General features: G+C 64.0%; 18 protein-coding genes and 1 pseudogene. 10 read left to right on the top strand and 9 right to left on the bottom strand.

Annotated elements, in window-relative coordinates:
• Positions 1 to 71: 71 nt before the first annotated feature.
• Positions 72 to 836, bottom strand: a complete 765-nt coding sequence (locus H7U20_RS26885; protein ID WP_199762215.1) for a DeoR/GlpR family DNA-binding transcription regulator — start codon at positions 834 to 836, stop codon at positions 72 to 74.
• Between the two features lie 184 nt (positions 837 to 1,020).
• Here H7U20_RS26885 and glpD point away from each other — a divergent pair, with 184 nt between their 5' ends.
• The 8 genes from glpD to glpK all read left to right on the top strand — a co-directional run bounded on the left by glpD (position 1,021) and on the right by glpK (position 10,476).
• Positions 1,021 to 2,568, top strand: a complete 1,548-nt coding sequence (gene glpD / locus H7U20_RS26880; protein ID WP_199762214.1) for a glycerol-3-phosphate dehydrogenase — start codon at positions 1,021 to 1,023, stop codon at positions 2,566 to 2,568.
• Positions 2,569 to 2,668: 100 nt separating this feature from the next.
• Entirely contained in the window at positions 2,669 to 3,769 is a 1,101-nt protein-coding gene (locus tag H7U20_RS26875) for an ABC transporter ATP-binding protein (RefSeq protein WP_199762213.1), read from the top strand.
• 2 nt (positions 3,770 to 3,771) lie between these two features.
• A complete protein-coding gene (locus H7U20_RS26870) occupies positions 3,772 to 4,857 on the top strand; it encodes an ABC transporter ATP-binding protein (RefSeq protein ID WP_199762212.1) in 1,086 nt (361 codons plus the stop codon).
• Entirely contained in the window at positions 4,857 to 5,726 is an 870-nt protein-coding gene (locus H7U20_RS26865) for a carbohydrate ABC transporter permease (RefSeq protein WP_199762211.1), read from the top strand. Before H7U20_RS26870 ends, H7U20_RS26865 begins: the two co-directional genes overlap by 1 nt.
• Positions 5,726 to 6,529, top strand: coding sequence for a carbohydrate ABC transporter permease (locus H7U20_RS26860; protein WP_199762219.1), 804 nt, complete (start codon positions 5,726 to 5,728; stop codon positions 6,527 to 6,529). Before H7U20_RS26865 ends, H7U20_RS26860 begins: the two co-directional genes overlap by 1 nt.
• 36 nt (positions 6,530 to 6,565) lie before the next feature.
• Complete coding sequence (locus H7U20_RS26855) at positions 6,566 to 6,841, top strand: DUF2160 domain-containing protein (protein WP_199762218.1); 276 nt, start codon at positions 6,566 to 6,568, stop codon at positions 6,839 to 6,841.
• Between the two features lie 169 nt (positions 6,842 to 7,010).
• Positions 7,011 to 8,738, top strand: coding sequence for an ABC transporter substrate-binding protein (locus tag H7U20_RS26850; RefSeq protein ID WP_199762210.1), 1,728 nt, complete (start codon positions 7,011 to 7,013; stop codon positions 8,736 to 8,738).
• A 232-nt stretch (positions 8,739 to 8,970) separates the two neighbouring features.
• Positions 8,971 to 10,476 carry a glycerol kinase GlpK gene (glpK, locus tag H7U20_RS26845; protein WP_199762209.1) on the top strand — a complete coding sequence of 502 codons (1,506 nt, stop codon included), beginning with the start codon at positions 8,971 to 8,973 and terminating at the stop codon, positions 10,474 to 10,476.
• A gap of 10 nt (positions 10,477 to 10,486) precedes the next feature.
• Here the strand turns inward: glpK and aroQ are convergent, their stop codons facing one another.
• From aroQ to H7U20_RS26835, 3 genes and pseudogenes are all read right to left on the bottom strand, one after another.
• Positions 10,487 to 10,948 (bottom strand): gamma subclass chorismate mutase AroQ, encoded by a 462-nt coding sequence (gene aroQ / locus H7U20_RS31030; protein ID WP_370593264.1) that lies wholly within the window; start codon positions 10,946 to 10,948, stop codon positions 10,487 to 10,489.
• A 30-nt stretch (positions 10,949 to 10,978) separates the two neighbouring features.
• Positions 10,979 to 11,779, bottom strand: a pseudogene (locus tag H7U20_RS31025) (transporter substrate-binding domain-containing protein); the annotation flags it as partial.
• Positions 11,780 to 11,984: 205 nt separating this feature from the next.
• Positions 11,985 to 12,569 (bottom strand): NADPH-dependent FMN reductase, encoded by a 585-nt coding sequence (locus tag H7U20_RS26835; protein ID WP_233411126.1) that lies wholly within the window; start codon positions 12,567 to 12,569, stop codon positions 11,985 to 11,987.
• A gap of 93 nt (positions 12,570 to 12,662) precedes the next feature.
• Between H7U20_RS26835 and H7U20_RS26830 the strand changes: the two genes are divergently transcribed.
• Positions 12,663 to 13,646, top strand: coding sequence for a LysR family transcriptional regulator (locus tag H7U20_RS26830; RefSeq protein ID WP_199762207.1), 984 nt, complete (start codon positions 12,663 to 12,665; stop codon positions 13,644 to 13,646).
• On the opposite strand, the gene H7U20_RS26825 is transcribed toward H7U20_RS26830, so the two are convergent.
• Together H7U20_RS26825 and H7U20_RS26820 are read right to left on the bottom strand one after the other, a co-directional pair.
• Entirely contained in the window at positions 13,591 to 15,057 is a 1,467-nt protein-coding gene (locus H7U20_RS26825; RefSeq protein WP_199762206.1) for a serine hydrolase domain-containing protein, read from the bottom strand. The two genes, H7U20_RS26830 and H7U20_RS26825, sit on opposite strands and share 56 nt — an antisense overlap.
• Before the next feature lie 167 nt (positions 15,058 to 15,224).
• Complete coding sequence (locus H7U20_RS26820) at positions 15,225 to 16,730, bottom strand: peptide MFS transporter (protein WP_199762205.1); 1,506 nt, start codon at positions 16,728 to 16,730, stop codon at positions 15,225 to 15,227.
• A 314-nt stretch (positions 16,731 to 17,044) separates the two neighbouring features.
• Between H7U20_RS26820 and ppnN the strand changes: the two genes are divergently transcribed.
• Positions 17,045 to 18,415 carry a nucleotide 5'-monophosphate nucleosidase PpnN gene (ppnN, locus tag H7U20_RS26815; protein WP_199762204.1) on the top strand — a complete coding sequence of 457 codons (1,371 nt, stop codon included), beginning with the start codon at positions 17,045 to 17,047 and terminating at the stop codon, positions 18,413 to 18,415.
• A gap of 330 nt (positions 18,416 to 18,745) precedes the next feature.
• Here ppnN and lysS read toward each other — a convergent pair whose 3' ends face one another.
• The 3 genes from lysS to prfB all read right to left on the bottom strand — a co-directional run bounded on the left by lysS (position 18,746) and on the right by prfB (position 22,110).
• Positions 18,746 to 20,281, bottom strand: a complete 1,536-nt coding sequence (gene lysS, locus H7U20_RS26810) for a lysine--tRNA ligase (RefSeq protein WP_199762203.1) — start codon at positions 20,279 to 20,281, stop codon at positions 18,746 to 18,748.
• A 26-nt stretch (positions 20,282 to 20,307) separates the two neighbouring features.
• Positions 20,308 to 21,003 (bottom strand): HAD family hydrolase, encoded by a 696-nt coding sequence (locus tag H7U20_RS26805; RefSeq protein ID WP_199762202.1) that lies wholly within the window; start codon positions 21,001 to 21,003, stop codon positions 20,308 to 20,310.
• A gap of 2 nt (positions 21,004 to 21,005) precedes the next feature.
• Positions 21,006 to 22,110 (bottom strand): peptide chain release factor 2 gene (prfB, locus tag H7U20_RS26800; RefSeq protein ID WP_199762201.1). Its coding sequence is split into 2 segments (ribosomal slippage): positions 21,006 to 22,028 and positions 22,030 to 22,110, totalling 1,104 coding nucleotides; the frame shifts between segments, so codons are not numbered across the junction.
• Positions 22,111 to 22,128 lie beyond the last annotated feature (18 nt).

Raw genomic sequence — 22,128 nt, 5'->3', positions numbered from 1 at the left:
CGGACCCGCGGGGTCCGACCCCAGCATCTGCCGCTGGGTTTTGCCGGCGTCGCCGCCAAACCACGAAGAAGCTACAGCTTCCCCACCACCACCTTGACTTTGGCCTCGCGCAGCAGGCTGGCCAGCTTGGCCGGCGGCGGCGCGTCGGTGAACAGGATGTCGATCTGCGACAGGTGGGCCAGCCGCACCAGGGCCTTGCGGAAGAACTTGTCCTGGTCGGCCACCAGCCACACCTCGCGCGACTGCTCGATGATGGTTTGCGCCACCTTGACCTCGCGCGCGTCGAAGTCGCGCAGGCTGCCGTCCTCGTCGATGCTGGAGATGCCGATGATGCCGATGTCCACCTTGAACTGGCGGATGAAGTCGATGGTGGCCTCGCCGACGATGCCGCGGTCGCGCCCGCGCACCACGCCACCGGCGACGATCACCTCGCACTCGCTGTTGTCGGCCAGGATGGCGGCCACGTTCAGGTTGTTGGTCACCACGTGCAGGCCCTTGTGGTAGGCCAGCGCGCGCGCCACTTCCTCGGTGGTGGTGCCGATGTTGATGAGCAGCGAGCAGCCGTGCGGCACCTGCTCGGCCACCGCCTTGGCGATGGCGCGCTTGGCGTCGCTGTTGAGGGTCTGGCGCTGGCTGTAGTCGATGTTCTCGACCGAGGAGGGCAGGCCGACGCCGCCGTGGTAGCGCGCCAGCAGCTTTTCCTCCTCCATCTGTTTGACGTCGCGGCGCACCGTCTGCGGGGTCACGCCCAATTGCTGGGCCAGCTCTTCCACCGACATGGTGACCTTCTGCCTGACTGCTTCGAGTAATCTTCGCTGACGTGGATTTAGTATCATTTTCTGTTGGTTTCAATTGGAAGCGCTGTAAAACGAAAACAAACGAACAAATTGTTATAAGAATTTGTTGCTAAGGATTCGTATTTTGTCGTATCGTATTGTCTGTATCTTAACCAGAGTAGCGCGCCATGCATAGCCCCCATGCACGCGCTGGGCAAATTTCACGGCTTGAAGCGGAGAACCGATGACACAGGCGCAACAAAAAATCGACTGCGACGTACTGATCGTGGGCGGCGGCATCAACGGCGCCGGCATCGCGCGCGACGCGGCGGGGCGCGGTCTGTCCGTCGTGCTGTGCGAGAAGGACGATCTGGCGTCGCACACCTCGTCGGCCTCGACCAAGTTGATCCACGGCGGCCTGCGCTACCTGGAGTACTACGAATTCAACCTGGTGCGCAAGGCGCTGATCGAGCGCGAGGTGCTGCTGCGCTCGGCGCCGCACATCATGTGGCCGCTGCGCTTCGTCATGCCGCACGATAAAGGCCAGCGCCCGGCGCTGCTGATCCGCGCCGGCCTGTTCCTCTACGACTTCCTGGCCAAGCGCGAGATCCTGCCCGGCTCGGCCGGCGTCGACCTGCGCAGCCACGCCGCCGGCAAGCCGCTCAAGCCTGGCTTCACGCGCGGCTTCGTCTATTCCGACGGCTGGGTCGACGACGCCCGCCTGGTGGTGCTCAACGCGATGGACGCGGCCGAGAAGGGCGCCACCATCCTGACCCGCACCGCCTGCACCTCGGTCAGCCGGCAAGCCGACAAATGGCAGGCCACCTTGCGCCAGCAGCCGGGCGCCGGCGCGGCGCAAGGCCAGCAGATCGAGGTCAACGCGCGTTACCTGGTCAACGCGGCCGGTCCGTGGACCGCCGACTTCCTGAACGGCGCGCTGCCGCAGGGCGGCGGCAAGCAGCTGCGCCTGATCAAGGGCAGCCACATCATCGTCAAGCGCATCTTCGAACACGACAACGCCTACATCTTCCAGCATCCGGACGGCCGCATCGTCTTCGCCATCCCGTATGAACAGGACTTCACGCTGATCGGCACCACCGACCTTGACTACAAGGGCGACACCAACCAGGTGGCCATCGACCAAACCGAGATCGACTACCTGTGCGACCTGGCCAGCTACTACTTCGCCAAGCCGATCAAGCCGGCCGACGTGGTCTGGACCTATTCGGGTGTGCGGCCGCTGGTGGAGGACGAGGCGGCCGACGCCAAGGCCGTCACGCGCGACTACCGTTTCGAGGTCGACCAGGGCGGCGCGCCGCTGCTCAGCGTCTTCGGCGGAAAAATCACCACCTTCCGCAAGCTGGCCGAGGAAGCCGTCGACCTGATCGCCAAGGATGTCAACACCAAGAACGGCGCCTGGACCGAGCAGGCCTGCCTGCCCGGCGGCGACCTGTTCGGCGCCACGCCGCAGAACCGCGCCGTGCTGGAGTTCGACGGCTGGGTGCACGGCCTGCAGACGCGCTACCACTGGCTGCCGCCGAAACTGGTGCGGCGCTACGCGCGCGCCTACGGCAGCCGCATCCACACCTTGCTGGAAGGGCGCAATCTGCTGTCCGACATGGGCGAGCGTATCCTCGACAATCTGTACGAGGCCGAGGTGAACTACCTGCGCAAGCACGAATGGGCGCGCGACGCCAAGGACATCCTGTGGCGCCGCTCGAAACTGGGCCTGCACCTGGGCGCCGGCGCCGAGGAGCGCCTGGGCGAGTGGCTGGCGGCGCACCCGAATTGATTTTTGAATTGTCCGCGCGGCCATGGCGTTACTTGGCGGCGCGGGCGCATGCGGCGAATAAAACAGCAGCAAAAAACAGCAGTAAATTGAGGAGACAAGAGTGCAACTTGTACTGGATAAGATCAGCAAGAAGTATGGCGCTGAAGACCACCTATACCCGATGTCGCTGGAGCTGGTGCCCGGCACGATCAACGTGCTGCTCGGTACCACCAAGGCCGGCAAGACCTCGCTGATGCGGGTCATGGCCGGACTGGACAAGCCGACCAGCGGCCACGTGTTCGTCGACGGCCGCGACGTGACCGGCGTTTCGGTCAGCAAGCGCAACCTGGCGATGGTGTATCAGCAGTTCATCAACTACCCGGCGTTCACGGTGTTCGACAACATCGCCTCGCCGCTGCGCCTGCGCAAGGTGGCGGAGGCGGAGATCCGCGTCCGCGTGCTCGACCTGGCCGAGCGCCTGCACATCACGCCATATTTGCAGCGCCTGCCGGCCGAGCTGTCCGGCGGCCAGCAGCAGCGCACCGCGCTGGCCCGCGCGCTGATCAAGCAGGCCGACCTGCTGCTGCTCGACGAGCCGCTGGTCAACCTCGACTACAAGCTGCGCGAGGAACTGCGCCGCGAATTGACCGAGCTGTTCGCCGACGGCAAAACCACGGTGGTGTACGCCACCACCGAACCGCTCGAAGCGTTGCAGTTGGGCGGCCACACCGTCGTGCTGCACGAAGGCCGCCTGCTGCAGCAAGGCCCGACCTTGGACGTGTTCAACGCGCCCAACTCGATCCAGACCGCGCGCACCTTCAGCGACCCGCCGATCAACCTGATGCCGGCGCGCATAGACGCCGAAGGCCGCGCCCAGCTGGGCGCCGGCCTGACCATCCCGCTCAGCGCCGCGCAGCGACAAGCTGCCGCCGGCCACGGCGAGGTGGTGCTGGGCCTGCGCGCCCACAGCCTGTATATGCACGCCCACTCGGCGGCCGACTTCGCCTTTGAGGCGCAGGTCGACCTGGCCGAGATCAGCGGTTCGGAAACCTATGTCCACGCCCGGCGCGGCAGCATCAACCTGGTGGCCCAGCTGACCGGCGTGCACAACCTGGAACTGGGCATGGTCTGCAATATGTACTGCCAGCCCGAGTCGCTGTTTGTCTTTAGTGCCGCCGGCGCCTTGTTGTTCGCGCCCACGCAACCATCCTTCGGAGCATAAGCATGGCCCGCATTGAACTGATCGATCTGGCGCATGCCTACAAACCGAATCCGTCGGCACCGACCGACTACGCGCTGCGGCCGATGACCAAGACCTGGGACGACGGCGGCGCCTACGCCTTGCTCGGCCCCTCCGGCTGCGGCAAGACCACGCTGCTCAACATCATCTCCGGCCTGGTCAAGCCCTCGCACGGCCGCGTGCTGTTCGACGGCCGCGACGTCACCCAGCTGCCCACCGAGGCGCGCAACATCGCCCAGGTGTTCCAGTTCCCGGTGATCTACGACACCATGACGGTGTACGACAACCTGGCTTTCCCGCTGCGTAACCGTGGCTGGAAGGAACTGGAGACGCGCAAGCGTGTCGAACAGGTGGCCGAGATGCTGGAACTGTCGCACGACTTGAAGATGCGCGCCTCCGGCCTGTCGGTCGACGCCAAACAGAAAATCTCGCTGGGCCGTGGCTTGGTGCGTCCCGACGTCGCCGCCGTGCTGTTCGACGAGCCGCTCACCGTCATCGACCCGCACCTGAAATGGCTGTTGCGCCGCAAACTGAAAGAGATCCACCACGAGCTCAAGCTGTCGCTGATCTACGTCACCCACGACCAGGTGGAGGCGCTGACCTTCGCCGACCAGGTGGTGGTGATGACCCAGGGCGAGGTGGTGCAGACCGGCAGCGCCCAGGCGCTGTTCGAGGCGCCCGAGCACACCTTCGTCGGCTACTTCATCGGCAATCCCGGCATGAACCTGCTCGACTGCACGGTGAGCGACGGCCTGGCCCGCATCGACGCCAACGACGTGCCGCTGTCGGCCGCCGCCAAGGCCGCGCTGTCCGGCGCGACCGGCAAGACCACCTTGGGCATCCGTCCCGAGTTCGTCGAGCTGGCCGCCGGCCAGCAGAGCGACACGGTGGCCGCCACGGTGCTCGCGGTGCGCAATATGGGCACCCACTACCTGGCCGAGTTCCGCGTCGGCGCCAACACCATCGCCGCCAAACTGCGCGCTTGCGACGCGGTGGTCGGTGCCCAGGCCTGGCTGCGCTTCCCGCAGGAGCGCACTCTTTACTACGTCAACGATAAACGGGTGGCTTAATGAAATCGTATAACAACCGCGCCTGGTGGCTGATCCTGCCGGTCCTCCTGTGCGTCGCCTTCTCGGCGATCCTGCCCTTGATGACGGTGGTGAACTACTCCGTGCAGGACATCCTCAGCCCGACGCAGAAGGTCTTCGTCGGCACCGAATGGTTCCGCACCGTGATGCGCGACTCCGACCTGCACGGCGCGCTGCTGCGCCAGCTGGTGTTCTCGCTGTCGGTGCTGGCGGTGCAGATCCCGCTCGGCATCCTGATCGCGCTGTGCATGCCGGCCGACGGCTGGCGCGCCTCGTTGGCGCTGGTGCTGATCGCGCTGCCGCTGCTGATTCCGTTCAACGTGGTCGGCACCATCTGGCAGATCTTCGGCCGTGGCGACATCGGCTTGATGGGCTACACGCTCAACCAGCTGGGCATCAACTACAACTACAACGGCAATTCGACCGACGCCTGGCTCACCGTGATGGTGATGGACATCTGGCACTGGACGCCGTTGGTGGTGCTGCTCTGCTACGCCGGCCTGCGCGCCATTCCGGACGCCTACTACCAGGCCGCCCGCATCGACGGCGCCTCGCGCTTCGCCGTGTTCCGCTACATCCAGCTGCCGAAGATGCGCAATGTGTTGATGATCGCCGTGCTGCTGCGCTTCATGGACAGCTTCATGATCTACACCGAACCGTTCGTGCTGACCGGCGGCGGACCGGGTAACGCCACCACCTTCCTGTCGCAGTACCTGACCCAGAAAGCCGTCGGCGCCTTCGACCTTGGCCCCGCCTCGGCGTTCTCGCTGATCTACTTCCTGATCATCCTGTTGTTCTGTTTTGTGCTCTACACCTGGATGCAGCGTGTCGGCACGGGAGATGCCAAATGATGGACAAACGAATCACAACGCCGGTGCTGGTGTTGTTCCTGCTGCTGTCGATGCTGCCGATCTACTGGATGCTCAACATGTCGCTCAAGACCAACGAGGAGATCGTCGGTGTCTTCGGCCTGTGGCCGCGGAACCTGACCTTCGCCAACTTCAAGGTCATCTTCACCGACCCGGCCTGGTACAGCGGCTACATCAACTCGATGATCTACGTCGCCATGAACATGGTGTTCTCGGTCTCGGTGGCGCTGCCGGCGGCCTACGCCTTCTCTCGCTACCACTTCCTGGGTGACAAGCACCTGTTCTTCTGGTTGCTGACCAACCGCATGACGCCGCCGGCCGTGTTCCTGCTGCCGTTCTTCCAGCTGTATTCGACCGTCGGCCTGATGGACACCCACCTGGCCGTGGCGCTGGCGCACATGGTGTTCAACGTGCCGTTGGCGGTGTGGATACTGGAAGGCTTCATGTCCGGCATTCCGAAAGAGATCGACGAGACCGCCTACATCGACGGCTACAGCTTCCCGAAATTCTTCGTGCGGATCTTCCTGCCGATGATCAAATCGGGCATCGGTGTGACGGCCTTCTTCTGCTTCATGTTCAGCTGGGTCGAGCTGCTGCTGGCGCGCACGCTGACTTCGGTGAACGCCAAGCCGATCGCCGCCACCATGACCCGCACCGTCTCGGCCGCCGGCATGGACTGGGGCGTGCTGGCCGCCGCCGGCGTGCTGACCATCGTGCCGGGCGCGCTGGTGATCTGGTTCGTCCGTCACTACATCGCCAAGGGCTTCGCCATGGGCCGCGTTTAATCAAGGGAAGAAACTATGGAAACGAATACCGAAAGCTTGTTCGCCTGGATGGCGTGGACCCCGGAGGTGGCGATCTTCTTCGTGTCGATCCTGCTGATGTTGGTCGGCATGTCGCTGTGGCAGGTGCGCTCGCCCAGCATCGAGCGGCGCGGCTTTTTGCCGATGCCGACCACGCGTGGCGACCGCCTGTTCATCGGCCTGTTGACGGCCGCTTACGTCAACCTGGCCTGGGCCGGTTTGACCGACCTGACGCAGATGATCGGCGCCGGCATCAGCTTCATCGTGCTGTTGATCGTCATGCGTTGGGGATGATATGGTAGCGCTATATTGAAATTGCATTAAGGTTGTAAATTAGCTTGTAAATTAGGTTGTAAATTAGGTTGTAAATTAGGTTGTTGAGTTTGGTTGTTGGTTAAGCTGGGATGGAACCTTCCTCTATCCGGCATGCAGGTCCCGGAAGGTCATAAAAAGGAGATAAGTGATGAAATTAAGATTGACGGCCCTGGCGGCTGCGGCAATGTTGGTATCGAATGCTTCCTGGGCTGATATGAAGTCGGCCGAGACGTGGGTCGACAAGGAATTCCAGCCTTCGAGCCTGAGCAAGAAGCAGCAGCTCGAAGAGATGAAGTGGTTCATCGACGCCGCCGAAAAGCTGAAGAAGAAGGGCATCAAGGAAATCAGCGTCGTCTCCGAGACCATCGACACCCACGTCTACGAGTCGAAAACGCTGGCCAAGGCCTTCGAGGAAATTACCGGCATCAAGGTCAAGCACGACATCATCCAGGAAGGCGACGTCGTCGAGAAGCTGCAGACCTCCATGCAGTCCGGGAAAAGCATCTACGACGGCTGGATCTCCGACTCCGATCTGATCGGCACCCACTTCCGTTACGGCGCCATCGAGCCGCTGTCCGACTACATGAAGGGCAACGGCAAGGACTACACCAATCCGGGCCTGGACCTGAAGGACTTCATCGGCACCAGCTTCACCACCGCGCCGGACGGCAAGCTGTATCAGCTGCCCGACCAGCAGTTCGCCAACCTGTACTGGTTCCGCGCCGACTGGTTCGCCCGCAAGGACCTGCAAACCAAATTCAAGGCCAAGTACGGCTACGATCTGGGCGTGCCGCAGAACTGGTCGGCCTACGAGGACATCGCCGAATTCTTCACCAACGATATCAAGGACATCGACGGCAAGAAGGTGTTCGGCCACATGGACTATGGCAAAAAAGACCCGTCGCTGGGCTGGCGCTTCACCGATGCCTGGCTGTCGATGGCCGGTTCGGCCGACAAGGGCATCCCGAACGGCCTGCCGGTCGACGAGTGGGGCATTCGTGTCGCCGCCGACAAGTGCACCCCGGTCGGTGCCTCGGTGTCGCGCGGTGGCGCCACCAACTCGCCGGCCGCCGTCTACGCGCTGACCAAGTACGTCGACTGGATGAAGAAGTACGCTCCGCCCGCCGCCAACGGCATGACCTTCTCCGAAGCCGGCCCGGTGCCGGCCCAGGGCGAGGTGGCGCAGCAGATCTTCTGGTACACCGCCTTCACGGCCGGCATGATCAAGCCGGGCCTGCCGGTGGTGGACAAGGACGGTAAACCGAAATGGCGCATGGCGCCGTCGCCGCACGGCCCGTACTGGAAGCCGGGCATGCAGAACGGTTATCAGGACGTCGGTTCCTGGACCTTCTTCAAGTCGACCCCGGACGACCGCAAGGCCGCCGCCTGGCTGTACGCCCAGTTCGTGACGTCGAAAACCGTGTCGCTGAAAAAATCGATCACCGGCCTGACCTTCATCCGCGAATCGGACATCAAGCACGACTACTTCACCAAGCACGCCGACCAGTACGGCGGCCTGATCGAGTTCTACCGCAGCCCGGCGCGGGTGGCGTGGACGCCGACCGGCAACAACGTGCCTGACTATCCGAAGATGGCGCAGCTGTGGTGGAAGAACGTGGCGACCGCCGTCACCGGCGAGAAGACCCCGCAGGTGGCGATGGACACGCTGGCCGAGGAAATGGACACCGTGATGTCGCGGCTTGAGCGCGCCGGCATGAAAAACTGCCCACCGAAGCTGAATCCAAAAGGCGATCCGAACAAGTATTTGTCGGACAGCGCCGCGCCTTGGAAGAAGCTGGCCAACGAGAAGCCGAAGGGCGAGACCATCCCTTACGACAAGCTGCTGCAAGCCTGGAAGGAAGGCCGCGTGCGCTAAGCCCTGCTTAGCTCCCAGCCTGCCTTGCTGCGGCATGCGCCAGCGCGCATGCCGCTTTTTTTTGGCGGGTTTCAAGGCGCCGGGGATGCCGGCTTACCCCACCGGCAAGGGCCGGGGTCAGACCCGCTGGGTCTGACCCCAGATTTGCGGCTGTGGGGTTTCTTAATTTGACGGCATGCGGGCTTGGCCCGGCGTCCCACCATCCGTGCAGAACCATTTTTAACCAGACACCATGAGCAAATACATACTCGCCCTCGACCAGGGCACGACCAGTTCGCGCGCCATTCTGTTCGACCACGCGGGCCGACCGCACGCGATCGAGCAGCAGGAGTTCCGCCAGATCTTCCCGCAGCCGGGCTGGGTCGAGCACGACGCCAACGAGATCTGGCAGTCGCAACTGGACGTGATGCGCAAGCTGATGCGCGAGAATAATGTGACGGCGGCCGACATCGCCGCCATCGGCGTGACCAACCAGCGCGAGACCACCGTGCTGTGGGACCGCGCCACGGGCGAGCCGATCGCCAACGCCATCGTCTGGCAGGACCGCCGCAACGCCGCGCTGTGCGACCGCCTGCGCGAGCAGGGCAAGGCCGCGCTGTTCCAACAGAAGACCGGCCTGGTGCTGGACGCCTACTTCTCCGCCACCAAGCTGACCTGGTTGCTCGACCATGTGGCCGGCGCGCGCGACAAGGCGCTGCGCGGCGAACTGGCCTTCGGCACCATCGACAGCTGGTTGATCTACAAGATGAGCGGCGCGCATATTACCGACACCAGCAACGCCGCCCGCACCATGCTGTTCAATATTCACACGCTGACGTGGGACGAGGAACTGCTCGACCTGCTCGGCATTCCCGCCTCGCTGCTGCCGCGCATCGTGCCGAGCAGCGGCGTGGCGGCGCACACCCACGCCGACCTGTTGGGCGCGCCGCTGCCCATCGCCGGCATTGCCGGCGACCAGCAGGCCGCCACTTTCGGCCAGGCCTGCCTGCGTCCCGGCATGGCCAAGAACACCTACGGCACCGGCTGTTTCATGCTGATGAACGTCGGCCGCAAGCCGGTCGCCTCGCAGAACCAGCTGTTGATGACGGTGGGCTGGACCCTGAACCGGGGCGGCGCCGTCTGCCCCGACGCCACCGACTATCTGCTCGAAGGCAGCGCCTTCGTCGCCGGCGCGGCGGTGCAATGGCTACGCGACGGCCTGGGCATCATCCGCGACTCGGCCGAAGTCGAAGCGCTGGCCTCCAGCGTGCCGGACGCCGGCGGCGCCGTCTTCGTGCCGGCCTTCGCCGGCCTGGGCGCGCCGCACTGGGACCCGTACGCGCGCGGCACCATCGTCGGCATCACGCGCGGCACCACCAAGGCCCATCTGGCGCGCGCCGCGTTGGAGGGCGTGGCCTGCCAGAACGTCGACGTGCTGGCAGCGATGCAGCGCGACGCGGCGCTGCCGCTGACCGAGCTGCGCGTCGACGGCGGCGCGGCGCGCAACGACATGCTGATGCAGTTCCAAGCCGACCTGCTGGACGTGCCGGTGGTGCGGCCGATGGTCACCGAGACGACGGCGCTGGGCGCGGCCTACCTGGCCGGCCTGGCGGTGGACTTCTGGGCCTCGCTCGACGAGATCGGCGCGCAGTGGCGCATGGAACGCCGCTTCGAGCCGCGCATGAGCGTCGACGAGCGGCAGGGCCGCATGCACGCCTGGACGCGCGCGGTGGATCGCTCGCGCGCCTGGGTGGAGTGAGCGTTAACCTTTAACGCCGGCTGGCGCTGCCGTCGGTCAGCGGCGCCGCCGCTTGCGCCGCGGCCGCGCCCCATGCCGCCGGCGGCAAGCGGTTCTGTGCGGCGGCGCTCCACTGCGCGCGCTGGGCCGGGTCGCTGAGCGCGGCCCAGTTCTGCGTCAAGGCCTTGAGCAGCAGCGGGGTGAGGGCGTCCAGGCGCGGACGCAGCTCGCGCGCCAAATCGGGCACCTGCTCGAAGCGGCCGGCCTTCTGCTGGCGCCAACGTTCGAACAAATCGCGCTGCACCGTTTTCGCCGCCTCGATCTGCGCCTTGAAGAAGCTCTCGGCCCATGCCGCCGGTACGCCGGCCTCGGCGGCCTGGCGCGCCAGCGCCGCGATGATCGCCCGTTCGCGCGGCAGATCCTCGATGGCCGCCTGGATATTCCATTTGTGGCGCGCCACGTCGGGCATCAGCGCCAGGCGCTCGTCCATCAAGGCCAACAGCGCGTCCGGGCCGGCCAGCGCCGCGCCCTTGCTCCACGGCCAGGCCAACCACTTGTCCTGCACGCGGCGCAGACTGCCGTTTTCCAAGGACTGGTGCAACCACTGGTCGACCCAGGCTTTCCATATCACGTCGCGCGGCAGCAGGAAGGCTTTCTCGGAAAAATCGAAAGGCGTGTCGGGATGCACGGCGCACAGCTGCGGGCGCAGGCGCTGTTGCAGGCGGGCCTCGACCGCGTCGGTGATCATCAGGTCGGCGCGGCCGGCGATGATCTCGTCGAAGATGGTCACATTGTCGGGGTGCAGCGCGATGCGCGCGTGCGTCGCGTTGGCGCGCGCGAAGCGCTCGTTGGTGCCGCCCGGATTGACCACCAGGCGCACCTCGGGCCGGTCGATCTGCGCCAGGCTTTGGAAGCGGGCCAGGTTCTCGCAGCGGGTGATCGGCGTCTTGCCGTCGCGCAGATAGGGGATGGAAAACAGCGCCCGCTTTTGCCGCTCCAGGCTGATCGAAATGCCGCCCACGGCGATGTCGAACGTGTTGTCGGCGAAGTCGTCCATCAGCGTCGGCCAACTGGTGGCGACCCATTCCAGCTTGACGCCGAGCGACTGCGCCAGCATGCCGGCCAATTCGGCGTCGCTGCCCTCGTAGCCGCCGCCGGCCGGATCGCGGTAGCTGAACGGCTTGTAGTCGCTGGTGATGGCCACGCGCACGCTGCCGCGCGCGAGGATCTGGTCGAGCCGGTTGGCCGCTTCGGCCGGGGCGGCGCGGCTTGACAGAGGCGTGCCCAGCAACAGCGTACTCAACAATAATGCGATGGCTTTCATGTCGTCTCGTTTTCCTCGATGGTGAAATGGCGCGCATGCCACGGTAGTGCCACTCAGTTGAGGTGCCGGCGGCTATCACACCACCCAAAGGCGGAGAGCCGGGGTCGGACCCGTTGGGTCCGACCCCAGATTTGTGCCTGGGGGGGGGCTTAACCATCCAGCTGCGCGGCGTCGCATTTGGGGACGCCTGCGGCGCCGCTTGCGCTTAGGCCGCGGCGGGCTCGCGTTGCTGCAGGGCCGCCACCGCCTCGACCAATTTACCGTTCAATTCCTCATGCTTGAGAACGCCGCGTTCGAGATCGAAATTTTCATAAAAACTTGGAATGGAGAGGTGGGCCTTGACATGGCCGGCGAAAAACGGCGCCGAGCCGGTGGCGGCGGCCAACACGGTGGCGCCGCCGCGCGCGCCCGGCGAGGTGGCCAGGAAGACCAGCGGCTTGTCGTGGAACACCTTGGGTTGAATCCGCGAGCACCAGTCGAACAGGTTTTTGTAGGCCGCGCTGTAGGAGCCGTTGTGCTCGGCGAAGGAGACGATGACGGCGTCGCTGTCGGCGATTTTTTGCAGGAAGGCCTTGGCCAATTCGGGGTGGCCGGACTCCGCCTCGCGGTCGACGCTGAACAATGGCGTTTCAAAATCGTTCAAATCGACTACTTCTACATCAGCACCTTCTAACAAACCAGCCGCATACGTCGCTAATTTTTTGTTGATGGATTTACGGCTATTGCTTGCTGCAAATGCTAATAATTTCATATTTTTGTCCCGAGAGTGATGTGATTTCCTGCTTGTCATGCTGCAGTACGGCAATCATAAACTTGATCTACAATATTGCAAATAGTGAAATGCTGGAAGAACTACTCAGGAAGTTGAACAATAGCGTGAGAAATGAATAAATTAGAAGCGATGGAAGTGTTTGTGCAGGTGGTCGACGCCGGCGGTTTCACGCGCGCGGCCGAGAACATGCAGCGGCCCAAGGCGACCGTGTCGACACAGATCCAGGCGCTGGAGCGGGCGCTGGCCGTCAAGCTGCTGCACCGGACCACGCGCCGGCTCAGCGTGACGGCCGAAGGCGCCGCCTATTATGAACATTGTCTGCGCATCCTGGCCGATGTGCGCGCGTCCGAGGAGTCGCTGTCGCGCAGCCGCCTGAGCCCCAGCGGCCGGCTGCGGGTGGACGCGCCGACGGGCCTGGCCAGCGCCATCCTGATTCCCGCCATGCCGGATTTTTTCCGCCGCTATCCCGATATTTCGCTGGAGCTCGGTTGCACCGACCGGCCGGCCGACCTGATCGAGGAGGGCGTCGACTGCGCGCTGCGCGGCGGCGTGCTCGACGATTCCAGCCTGATCGCGCGGCGCGTGGCCACCATGCGCTTCGTCACCTGCGCGGCGCCGGAATACCTGGCCGAACACGGCAAGCCGGAACACCCCACGGACCTGCTGCGCCACCGCTGCGTCAACTATTTTTCCTCGCGCACCGGCAAGATCGCCGACTGGGATTTCGCCCGTGGGCGGGAGCGCATCCGCGTCAGCCTGCCCGGCAGCATCGCCGTCAACGATTCCAACGCCTATGTCAACGCCGCACTGGCCGGCGTGGGCATCGTGAAGATGTCGACCGTGATGGCCGGGCCGATGATCGCGCAGGGACATTTCCAGGTGCTGCTGCCGGAATGGACCACCATCCCCATGCCGATCCACGTGGTGTATCCGCAAAACCGCCACCTGTCGACCAAGGTGCGGGTGTTCACCGAATGGGTCGCCGAGCTGCTGCGCGACCATCCGCGCATGCGTTTGCCAAAGGGGCCGGCTGGCCGGTCTATTTCTGTTCCAGCAGTTTCAAGCGATCTATTGCTGGCTGATTCTTTGGGTTGAGTTCCAGCGAGCGACGATAGTGCTGGATCGCCGGTCCGGTGGCGGAGTCCGCCTCATACGCCTCGGCCAGGCTGTCGTGCGCGTTGGCGCTGTCGGGATAGCGTTGGGCGGCAAGGGCAAGCACCGCGATGGCCGACTTGGTCTGTCGCTTGGCCAGCAGGCGATAGCCCCAGGCGTTCAGCGCGCCGTCGCTTGGCGCCGAAACGGCATATTGCTCCGTCACCTGCCGCAGTTTTTTGTCGATGTCGTCGAAGCCGGATGGGCCGAATTGTTCGCGCAGGCGGTACAGCGCATAGCCGCCGCCGTTGATTTTTCTGAGCGCCGGCAGGTAGTATCCGGCCACCGTGTCGATCAACTGTTCCGGTTGCGCGCCGGCCAGATTGGTCAGGATGATGACCGCCAGGTCGTCTTCGGGGTAGACGTAAAACGCGGAGCGCCCGCCACCGATGCCGGCCACCGCGCGATGTTCGCCGCGGCGGATCGCCGGCCAGCCCATGGCCCACGGCGCCGGCTTGCCATCCGAATATGTTGACGGTGTCCACAACTGGACTAGGTTGGCGGTCTTGAGCAAACGGCCTTGTTGCAGGGCGACTAGCCATTTGGCCAGTTCTTGTGCGCTGGTGTTGATGCCGGCGCCGGTGCGCATGCTCGCCGGGAAGTCCTCGATCACGTTCTTCAGCGTTGTGCCGTCGTCCGCCAGGCGATACGAGTTGGCCTTGTTCTTGATGACGTCCAGGCTGTCGCCAAAGCTGCTGTTTGGCATGCCGACCGCGTCGAATTGCTTGCGCTGGATGAACTGCAGAAACGGCTCACCGCTCAGGCGCTCGATGATTTTCCCCAGCAGCAGATAGTTGGTCTGGTTGTAGCTGAAACGCTGGCCGGGCGCGAACTCCATCGGCAGCGTTTGCACGGCTTTCCAGGAGGCTTCGGGTGTTCCGGCGACCAAGCCGGAGCTTCGCTGGTCGAGGATGTCGGGAATGCCGGAGGTGTGCGCGAGCAGCTGCGCGATGGTGACGGCTTGCCAGTCGGCCGGCAAATCGGCAAGGTAGCGCGCAACGGGCGCCTGCAGCTCGATCTTGCCCAGTTCCACCAACTGCATGATGGCGACTCCGGTGAACGATTTTGTGGCGGAGTTGATCGAGAACACGCTGTTGTCGGCAACCGGCACGCCGTACTGGAGGCTGGCGATGCCCAAGGCCTTCGAGAGGACGATCTTCTGGTTTTTGATGACGACGATTTGCAGGCCCGGAATCTGGCGCTCGCGCATTTCGCTCTGGATGAATTCGAGCACGGCCTGGCTGGTCCGGGGATCGCTGTCGCCGTGCGCGGCGGCGGCGGCATCGAGCGCCGCGCCGAGCAGCAAAACGCCCACCGCACTGAGTAGGAGCCGGAGTTTGCCTGGAGTGCGCATGGTGTCGCTTTCTGAGATGGGGTTGGATGGAGTCGCCTGCGGGCCGAGGCAAGTCTAGCCGATCCGCCATACTTGGTCGAGGGAAACGTTGACCTATTCGCCAGAGTGGAACGAAAAAACGGCGGCCCACTCGCGCGGGCCGCCGTTTTTGCTTGAGGCTGGAAGGATTACTTCACGCCGTGCATCAGTTTGTTGATCAGCGGGGCGATCAGGAACAGCAGCACGCCGGCGCCCAGCAGCGAGTAGAAGCCGAAGGTGTAGCCGGTCAGCGCCGACTGCACCGACATGCCGGTCTCGCCGGACACCACGCTGGCGAAGATGCCCGACAGGTTGTTGCCGATGCCGGTGGAGAGGAACCAGCCGCCCATGCCCAGGCCGACCAGGCGGGTAGGGGCCAGCTTGGTGACCATCGACAGGCCGATGGGCGACAGGCACAGCTCGCCGATCGACTGGATCACGTAGACCATGAACAAGGTCCAGAAGGGGATCTTGTTGTTGCCGTCAACCAGGCTCGACAGGGCGAACATCAGCAGGCCGAAGGCGATGGCGTTGCCGATCAGGCCGATGCCGAACTTGCGCGGGATCGACGGGTTGGCGTTGCGCTTGCCCAGCATGACCCAGACGGCGGCGACGATGGGGGCGAAGGCGATGATGGCGATCGAGTTGACGCTCTGGAACCAGGCGGTCGGGAAGGTCATGAAGCCCAGTTCGCGGTTGACGATATTGTCGGCCAGGAAGGTGAACGAGCTGCCGGCCTGTTCGAAGAACATCCAGAACATGATGTTGAAGAAGAAGATCAGCAGCATGGCGATGACCTTGTCGCGGGCGACCTTGCCGTTCTTGATGCCTTCGATCATCAGCATGATGGCCAGGCCGATGAACAGCACGCTGAGCACGCCTTGCAGCTTCTGCGCGCCGACGGCCAGCAGGAAGTAGAACACCGGAATCACGCACAGCGCGCCGAGGGCGACGTAGACGATGCGCATCGGGTTTTGCGCTTCGGGCGCCGGGGCGCCGATGCCTTTCAACGAGGCGCGGCCGATGGCGAACCAGACCAGGCTGATCAGCATGCCGATGCCGGCCGAGATGAAGACGATCTTGTACGAAGGCATGGCGCTGGTGCCGAAGATTTTTTCGGCCAGCAGCTGGGTGAAGATCGGGGCGAGGAAGCCGCCGACGTTGATGCCCATGTAGAAGATGGTGAAACCGGAGTCGCGGCGCGTGTCGGCCAGGGAGTAGAGCTTGCCGACCATGGTCGAGATGTTCGGTTTGAACATGCCGTTGCCGACGATGATGGTGGCCAGGCCGAGGTTGAACAGGTCGCGGTTGGGGATCGAGATCATGAACAGGCCGGCCGCCATGAAGGAGGCGCCGACCAGGATCGAGCGCTGGTAGCCGAGCACGCGGTCGGCCACATAGCCGCCGAACAGCGCGGCGGCGTAGACCAGCGCGAGGTAGGAACCATAGGTCAGATTGGCCGAGGCCTGGCCGGCCGCGTCGCCACCGAAGAACTGGGTGACGATGTACAGCACCAGGGCCCAACGAATGCCGTAGAACGCGAAGCGTTCCCAGAATTCGGCCATGAACAACATCCACAGCGGGCTGGGGTGGCCCAGGATCTGCTTGAACTCGGGGATAGCGACTTCCGTGTTAGGGGTGGTAGCACCGCTCATGCGGTTTCTCCTGAAAAATTATTATGAATAGAGTCTTATGGGGGACCGCAGCTAAAAAATGTGCCTGAGCAAGCCCGCTCGTGACGGGCCCGGTTCCCAATAGGCGAGCATTTTAATCTACAAAACGGCGCCGACACAGCTTTTGCCGTCCAGCCTGCAAAAAAGGTTCAGTTGTGCTAGAGAAGCGGGGCGCCGCGCGGGGTGATGCGAATCTGCAATCTCCGGCCCCAAACGGGCCGAGTTGTCGTATATTGGCATTGCCGGCGTGAGGCAAACACAAGTGTTGGAATGAACTGAATAAGGATTTCTGTACTATGGAACATGACGTTGTCGATACCCTGATCGCGCCCGAGGGCCAGCTGGAAGTGCTCTCCAAAGCCGAAGTCAACAAGCTGCTCGATACTAGCCAGGGCGGCCTCTATAATATGTTCCGCAATTGCGCACTGGCCGTGCTCAACTGCGGCAGCACTATCGACGATGGAAAGGAACTGCTGGAGCGCTACAAATCGTTTGAGATCAGCATCGTCCAGCGCGAGCGCGGCATCAAGCTCGACATCAAGGGCGCGCCGGGCATCGCCTTCGTCGACGGCAAGATGGTCAAGGGCATCCACGAGCATCTGTTCGCCGTGCTGCGCGACATCATCTTCGTCAGCAACGAGGTGAGCGACAATCCGAAGTTCGACCTGGACGGCACCGAGGGCATCACCGACGCCGTGTTCCACATCCTGCGCAACGCCAACGTACTGAAACCCTTGCTCAACCCCAACCTGGTGGTGTGCTGGGGCGGCCACTCGATCAACCGCGCCGAGTACAACTACTCGAAGGAAGTGGGCTACCAGATGGGCCTGCGCGGCCTGGACATTTGCACCGGCTGCGGCCCGGGCGCGATGAAGGGCCCGATGAAGGGCGCCACCATCGGCCACGCCAAGCAGCGCCTGCAGACCGGGCGCTACCTGGGCATCTCCGAGCCGGGCATCATCGCCGCCGAGTCGCCCAACCCGATCGTCAACTCGCTGGTCATCATGCCGGACATCGAGAAGCGGCTGGAGGCCTTCGTGCGCGCCGGCCACGGCATCGTGGTGTTCCCCGGCGGCGCCGGCACGGCCGAGGAGATCCTCTACATCCTGGGCATCCTGCTGCATCCGGACAATGCCGAGATCCCGTTCCCGCTGATCTTCACCGGACCGGAAAGCTCGCGCGACTACTTCGTGCAGATCAACCAGTTCCTCAGCGACACGCTGGGGCCGGAGGCGCAGCAGCGCTACAAGATCATCATCGACGATCCGGAACTGGTGGCGCGCGAGATGCAGGCGGGCATCAAGCAGGTGCGCGAGTTCCGCAAGTCGCGCAGCGACGCCTATTATTACAACTGGCTGCTGAAGATCGACCACGAGTTCCAGCGTCCGTTCGCGCCGACCCACGAGAACATGCGCAACCTGAGCCTGCACAAGAACCAGGAAGTGCATCTGTTGGCGGCCAATCTGCGCCGCGCCTTCTCCGGCGTGGTGGCGGGCAACGTCAAGGACGAGGGCATCCGCGCGATCGAGAAGTTCGGCCACTTCGAGATCCACGGCGACGCCTCGATCATGGGGCCGATGGACGCGCTGCTGGCCTCCTTCGTCGCGCAGCACCGGATGAAGCTGGCCGGCAAGGCCTACATCCCCTGCTACCGCGTGATCCAGTAATCCCCCCCCCCGCCCCCGGGGTCAGCGCCCCCGGGGTCAGTGCCGACATTTGGACACGAACTGAGCCGTAAGATTGTGTATAGGTGGTGCTACTGTTGAGACCGTGTCCGAATGTCGGCACTGACCCCCGTTGCTGCTGACCCCCGTTGCTGCCCGTTGCTGCGGCGGCTCTGGTTAACCCCAGCGGCGGGAAGCCGGGGTCGGACCCGGCGGGTCCGACCCCGGGTTGCTGCCGTGGGGTGTCGGTGGGACCCCGCCGCCCCGTGGATGAATGAAAAAAGCCGCCCGACTTCGCAGTCGGGCGGCTTTTCTTATGGCTGATGCCGGTGCTTAGTCTTCGCGGCGCAGGTGCGGGAACAGCAGCACGTCGCGGATGTTCGGCGAGTCGGTGATGATCATCATCAGGCGGTCGATGCCGATGCCGCAACCGCCGGCCGGCGGCATGCCGTATTCCAGCGCGCGGATGTAGTCGGCGTCGTAGAACATCGCCTCTTCATCGCCGGCGTCCTTGGCGGCCACCTGGGCCAGGAAGCGGGCCGACTGGTCTTCGGCGTCGTTCAACTCGGAGAAGCCGTTGGCGATCTCGCGGCCGACCATGAACAGCTCGAAGCGCTCGGTGATGCCGGCCACGGTGTCGGAGGCGCGCGCCAGCGGCGACACTTCGACCGGGTAGTTGATGATGTAGGTCGGTTCCCACAGCTGGGCTTCGGCGGTTTCTTCGAACAGCGCCAGTTGCAGCGCGCCCAGGCCGGCGGTGGCGAAGGGCTTGACGCCGAACTTGAGCAGCTCGGTCTTGATGAACTCGGCGTCGGTCAGCTGCGCGGCGGTGTAGCCGGGCGCGTACTTGTTGATCGCTTCGACGATGGTCAGGCGGTGGAAGGGCTTGGCCAGATCCAGTTCGCGGCCGCCGTAGGTCAGGGTGGCGGTGCCGTGGGCGTCGATGGCGGCCTGGCGGATGACGGCTTCGGTGAAGTCCATCAACCACTTGTAGTCGGTGTAGGCGGCGTAGAACTCCATCATGGTGAATTCGGGGTTGTGACGGATCGACACGCCTTCGTTGCGGAAGTTGCGGTTGATTTCGAACACGCGGTCGAAGCCGCCCACCACCAGGCGCTTCAGGTACAGCTCGGGCGCGATGCGCAGGAACATTTGCATGTCGAGCGCGTTGTGGTGGGTGGTGAAGGGCTTGGCCGCCGCGCCGCCGGGAATGGTGTGCAGCATCGGCGTTTCCACTTCCATGAACTCGTTCTTTTCCATGAAGCGGCGGATCGACGAGATGGCGGAGGTGCGCGCCTTGAAGGTGCGGCGCGTCTCTTCGTTCATGATCAGGTCGACGTAGCGCTGGCGGTACTTGGTTTCCTGGTCGGCCAGGCCGTGGAATTTGTCGGGCAGCGGGCGCAGCGATTTGGTGATCAGGCGCAGCTCGCTGACCTTGATGGTCAGTTCGTCGGTCTTGGTCTTGAACAGGGTGCCGGTGACGCCGAGGATGTCGCCCAGGTCGTAGTGGTGCAGCGCGGCCATGGCGGCTTCGCCGGTCAGGTCGAGCGTGGCGTAGATCTGGATGCGGCCGTCGGCCTTGGCGCCGGAGGCGTCCTGCAGGGTGGCGAAGGCGGCCTTCTTGCCGGCTTCGCGTTTCAGCATCATGCGGCCGGCCAGCACCACGGTGACAGGTTCGGCTTCGAGTTCTTCACGGCTCTTGGCGGCGTATTGTTGGTGCAGGTCGGCGGCCTTGTGCTGCGGGCGGAAGTCGTTGGGGAAGGCGATGCCTTGCTCGCGCAGGGCGGCCAGCTTGACGCGGCGCTCGGCGATGATCTTGTTTTCGTCCGGCGCGGCCTGCGCTCCTGCTTGATCTTGTTCCGTGGTCATGGTGTGTGCTTTGTTGAGGTGAGTATTTAAAGGGTGGATGCGGCGGCGAAGTCGGCGCTCAGGCCGAACAGCTGCTCGACATCGAGCTCGCTGAAGTCGCGCGCGATGCAGATCACGTTGTCGAATTCGGCGAAGGCCTCGGCCGGCAGGGTGGTGGTGAGCACCACCGCGCGCATGCCGGCGCGGCGCGCCGCCTCGACGCCGAGCGGGGCGTCCTCGAAGACGATGCTGTGCTCGGGGGCGGCGCCGCAGCGCTGGGCCGCCAGCAGGAACACGTCCGGATTCGGCTTGCCACGGGCGACGTCGGCGGCGCCGACGACGGCGTCGAAGTGGCCGCGCAGCGCCAGGCCGTCGAGCGTGAAGACGATGTTGTCGTTGGGCGCGGCGGTGGCCACGGCCAGCGCCACGCGGCGGCTTTTGGCCGCCGCGATCAGCGCGTCGAAGCCTTTGACGGTGGCCCGGTGGGGCGCGTACAGCTCGCGGTACAGCGATTCTTTTTCAAAATCCAGCAGCGCGCTTTCTTCCTTGCTCAGATGGTCGCCCATGTAGTGGGCCATGATCTCGTGGCCCTGGCGGCCGGCCGTGGCGCGGAAGAACTCGTCGGCGTCGACCGTGTGGCCGCGCCGTTCGAAGAAGGCCAGCCACGACTTGGTGTGGAAGGCCATGTTGTCGACGATGGTGCCGTCCATGTCGAAGATGAATGCGCGCTGCGGGTGGGTCATGGTTATACGCCTTGCTTGAGGGATGCGGAGATGAAGTCGTCCAGGTCGCCGTCCAGCACGCCCTTGGTGTTGCCCGTCTCGAAGTTGGTGCGCAGATCCTTGATGCGCGACTGGTCTAGCACGTAGGAACGGATCTGGTGGCCCCAGCCGACGTCGGTCTTGGAGTCTTCCAGCTTCTGCTGCTCGCTCATGCGCTTGCGCAGTTCGGCCTCGTACAGCTTGGCCTTGAGCATTTCCATCGCCTCGGCGCGGTTGCGGTGCTGCGAGCGGTCGTTCTGGCACTGCACCACGATACCGGACGGCATGTGCGTCAGACGCACGGCCGAATCGGTCTTGTTGATGTGCTGACCACCGGCGCCGGAGGCGCGGTAGGTGTCGACGCGCAGGTCGGCCGGGTTGATCTCGATGTCGATCGAGTCGTCCACTTCCGGATACACGAACAGCGAGGTGAACGAGGTGTGGCGGCCGTTGGCCGAGTCGAACGGCGACTTGCGCACCAAACGGTGCACGCCGGTTTCGGTGCGCAGGAAGCCGTAGGCGTGGTCGCCCTCGACCTTCAGGGTGGCGGTCTTGATGCCGGCCACCTCGCCGTCGGACTGCTCCATGATCTCGACCTTGAAGCCCTTGCGTTCGCAATAGCGCAGGTACTGGCGCAGCAGCATCGAGGCCCAGTCCTGCGCCTCGGTGCCGCCGGCGCCGGCCTGGATGTCGATGAAGCAGTTGTTCGGGTCCATCGGATTGTTGAACATCCGGCGGAACTCCATGCCTTCGATGACCTTCTTGATGTCTTCGACGTCGAGGATGATGGCTTCGAGCGTGTCTTCATCCTGCTCCTCGCGCGCCATGGCGAACAAGTCGGCGGTGTCGCGCAGGTCGGCGTCGGCCTTGGTCAGGGAGAAGACGATCGCTTCGAGCGATTTCTTTTCCTTACCCAGGTCCTGGGCGCGCTTGGGATCGTTCCAGACGGTCGGGTCTTCTAATTCTTCGTTGACTTGTTCGAGTTTCTCTGACTTGGTATCGAAGTCAAAGATACCTCCGAAGTTCGGCTTCGCGGGTCGTCAGATCGGCGAGCAGTGCGGAGAGGGCGTTGATGCGTTCGGCTTCCATGGCTTATCTTTTCTATGC

The sequence above is a fragment of the Rugamonas violacea genome, from assembly GCF_016461825.1.
Classification (GTDB): Bacteria; Pseudomonadota; Gammaproteobacteria; order Burkholderiales; family Burkholderiaceae_D; genus Rugamonas.
This window is presented reverse-complemented; position numbering and strand designations above follow the sequence as displayed.

What these genes read in the sequence shown, in the direction of transcription:
- H7U20_RS26885 (WP_199762215.1), bottom strand. Translation starts at nt 836, where the DNA reads ATGATACTAAATCCACGTCAGCGAAGATTACTCGAAGCAGTCAGGCAG.
- glpD (WP_199762214.1), top strand. Translation starts at nt 1,021, where the DNA reads ATGACACAGGCGCAACAAAAAATCGACTGCGACGTACTGATCGTGGGC.
- H7U20_RS26870 (WP_199762212.1), top strand. Translation starts at nt 3,772, where the DNA reads ATGGCCCGCATTGAACTGATCGATCTGGCGCATGCCTACAAACCGAAT.
- H7U20_RS26865 (WP_199762211.1), top strand. Translation starts at nt 4,857, where the DNA reads ATGAAATCGTATAACAACCGCGCCTGGTGGCTGATCCTGCCGGTCCTC.
- H7U20_RS26860 (WP_199762219.1), top strand. Translation starts at nt 5,726, where the DNA reads ATGGACAAACGAATCACAACGCCGGTGCTGGTGTTGTTCCTGCTGCTG.
- H7U20_RS26850 (WP_199762210.1), top strand. Translation starts at nt 7,011, where the DNA reads ATGAAATTAAGATTGACGGCCCTGGCGGCTGCGGCAATGTTGGTATCG.
- glpK (WP_199762209.1), top strand. Translation starts at nt 8,971, where the DNA reads ATGAGCAAATACATACTCGCCCTCGACCAGGGCACGACCAGTTCGCGC.
- H7U20_RS26835 (WP_233411126.1), bottom strand. Translation starts at nt 12,569, where the DNA reads ATGACAAGCAGGAAATCACATCACTCTCGGGACAAAAATATGAAATTA.
- H7U20_RS26830 (WP_199762207.1), top strand. Translation starts at nt 12,663, where the DNA reads ATGAATAAATTAGAAGCGATGGAAGTGTTTGTGCAGGTGGTCGACGCC.
- H7U20_RS26825 (WP_199762206.1), bottom strand. Translation starts at nt 15,057, where the DNA reads ATGCGCACTCCAGGCAAACTCCGGCTCCTACTCAGTGCGGTGGGCGTT.
- H7U20_RS26820 (WP_199762205.1), bottom strand. Translation starts at nt 16,730, where the DNA reads ATGAGCGGTGCTACCACCCCTAACACGGAAGTCGCTATCCCCGAGTTC.
- ppnN (WP_199762204.1), top strand. Translation starts at nt 17,045, where the DNA reads ATGGAACATGACGTTGTCGATACCCTGATCGCGCCCGAGGGCCAGCTG.
- lysS (WP_199762203.1), bottom strand. Translation starts at nt 20,281, where the DNA reads ATGACCACGGAACAAGATCAAGCAGGAGCGCAGGCCGCGCCGGACGAA.
- H7U20_RS26805 (WP_199762202.1), bottom strand. Translation starts at nt 21,003, where the DNA reads ATGACCCACCCGCAGCGCGCATTCATCTTCGACATGGACGGCACCATC.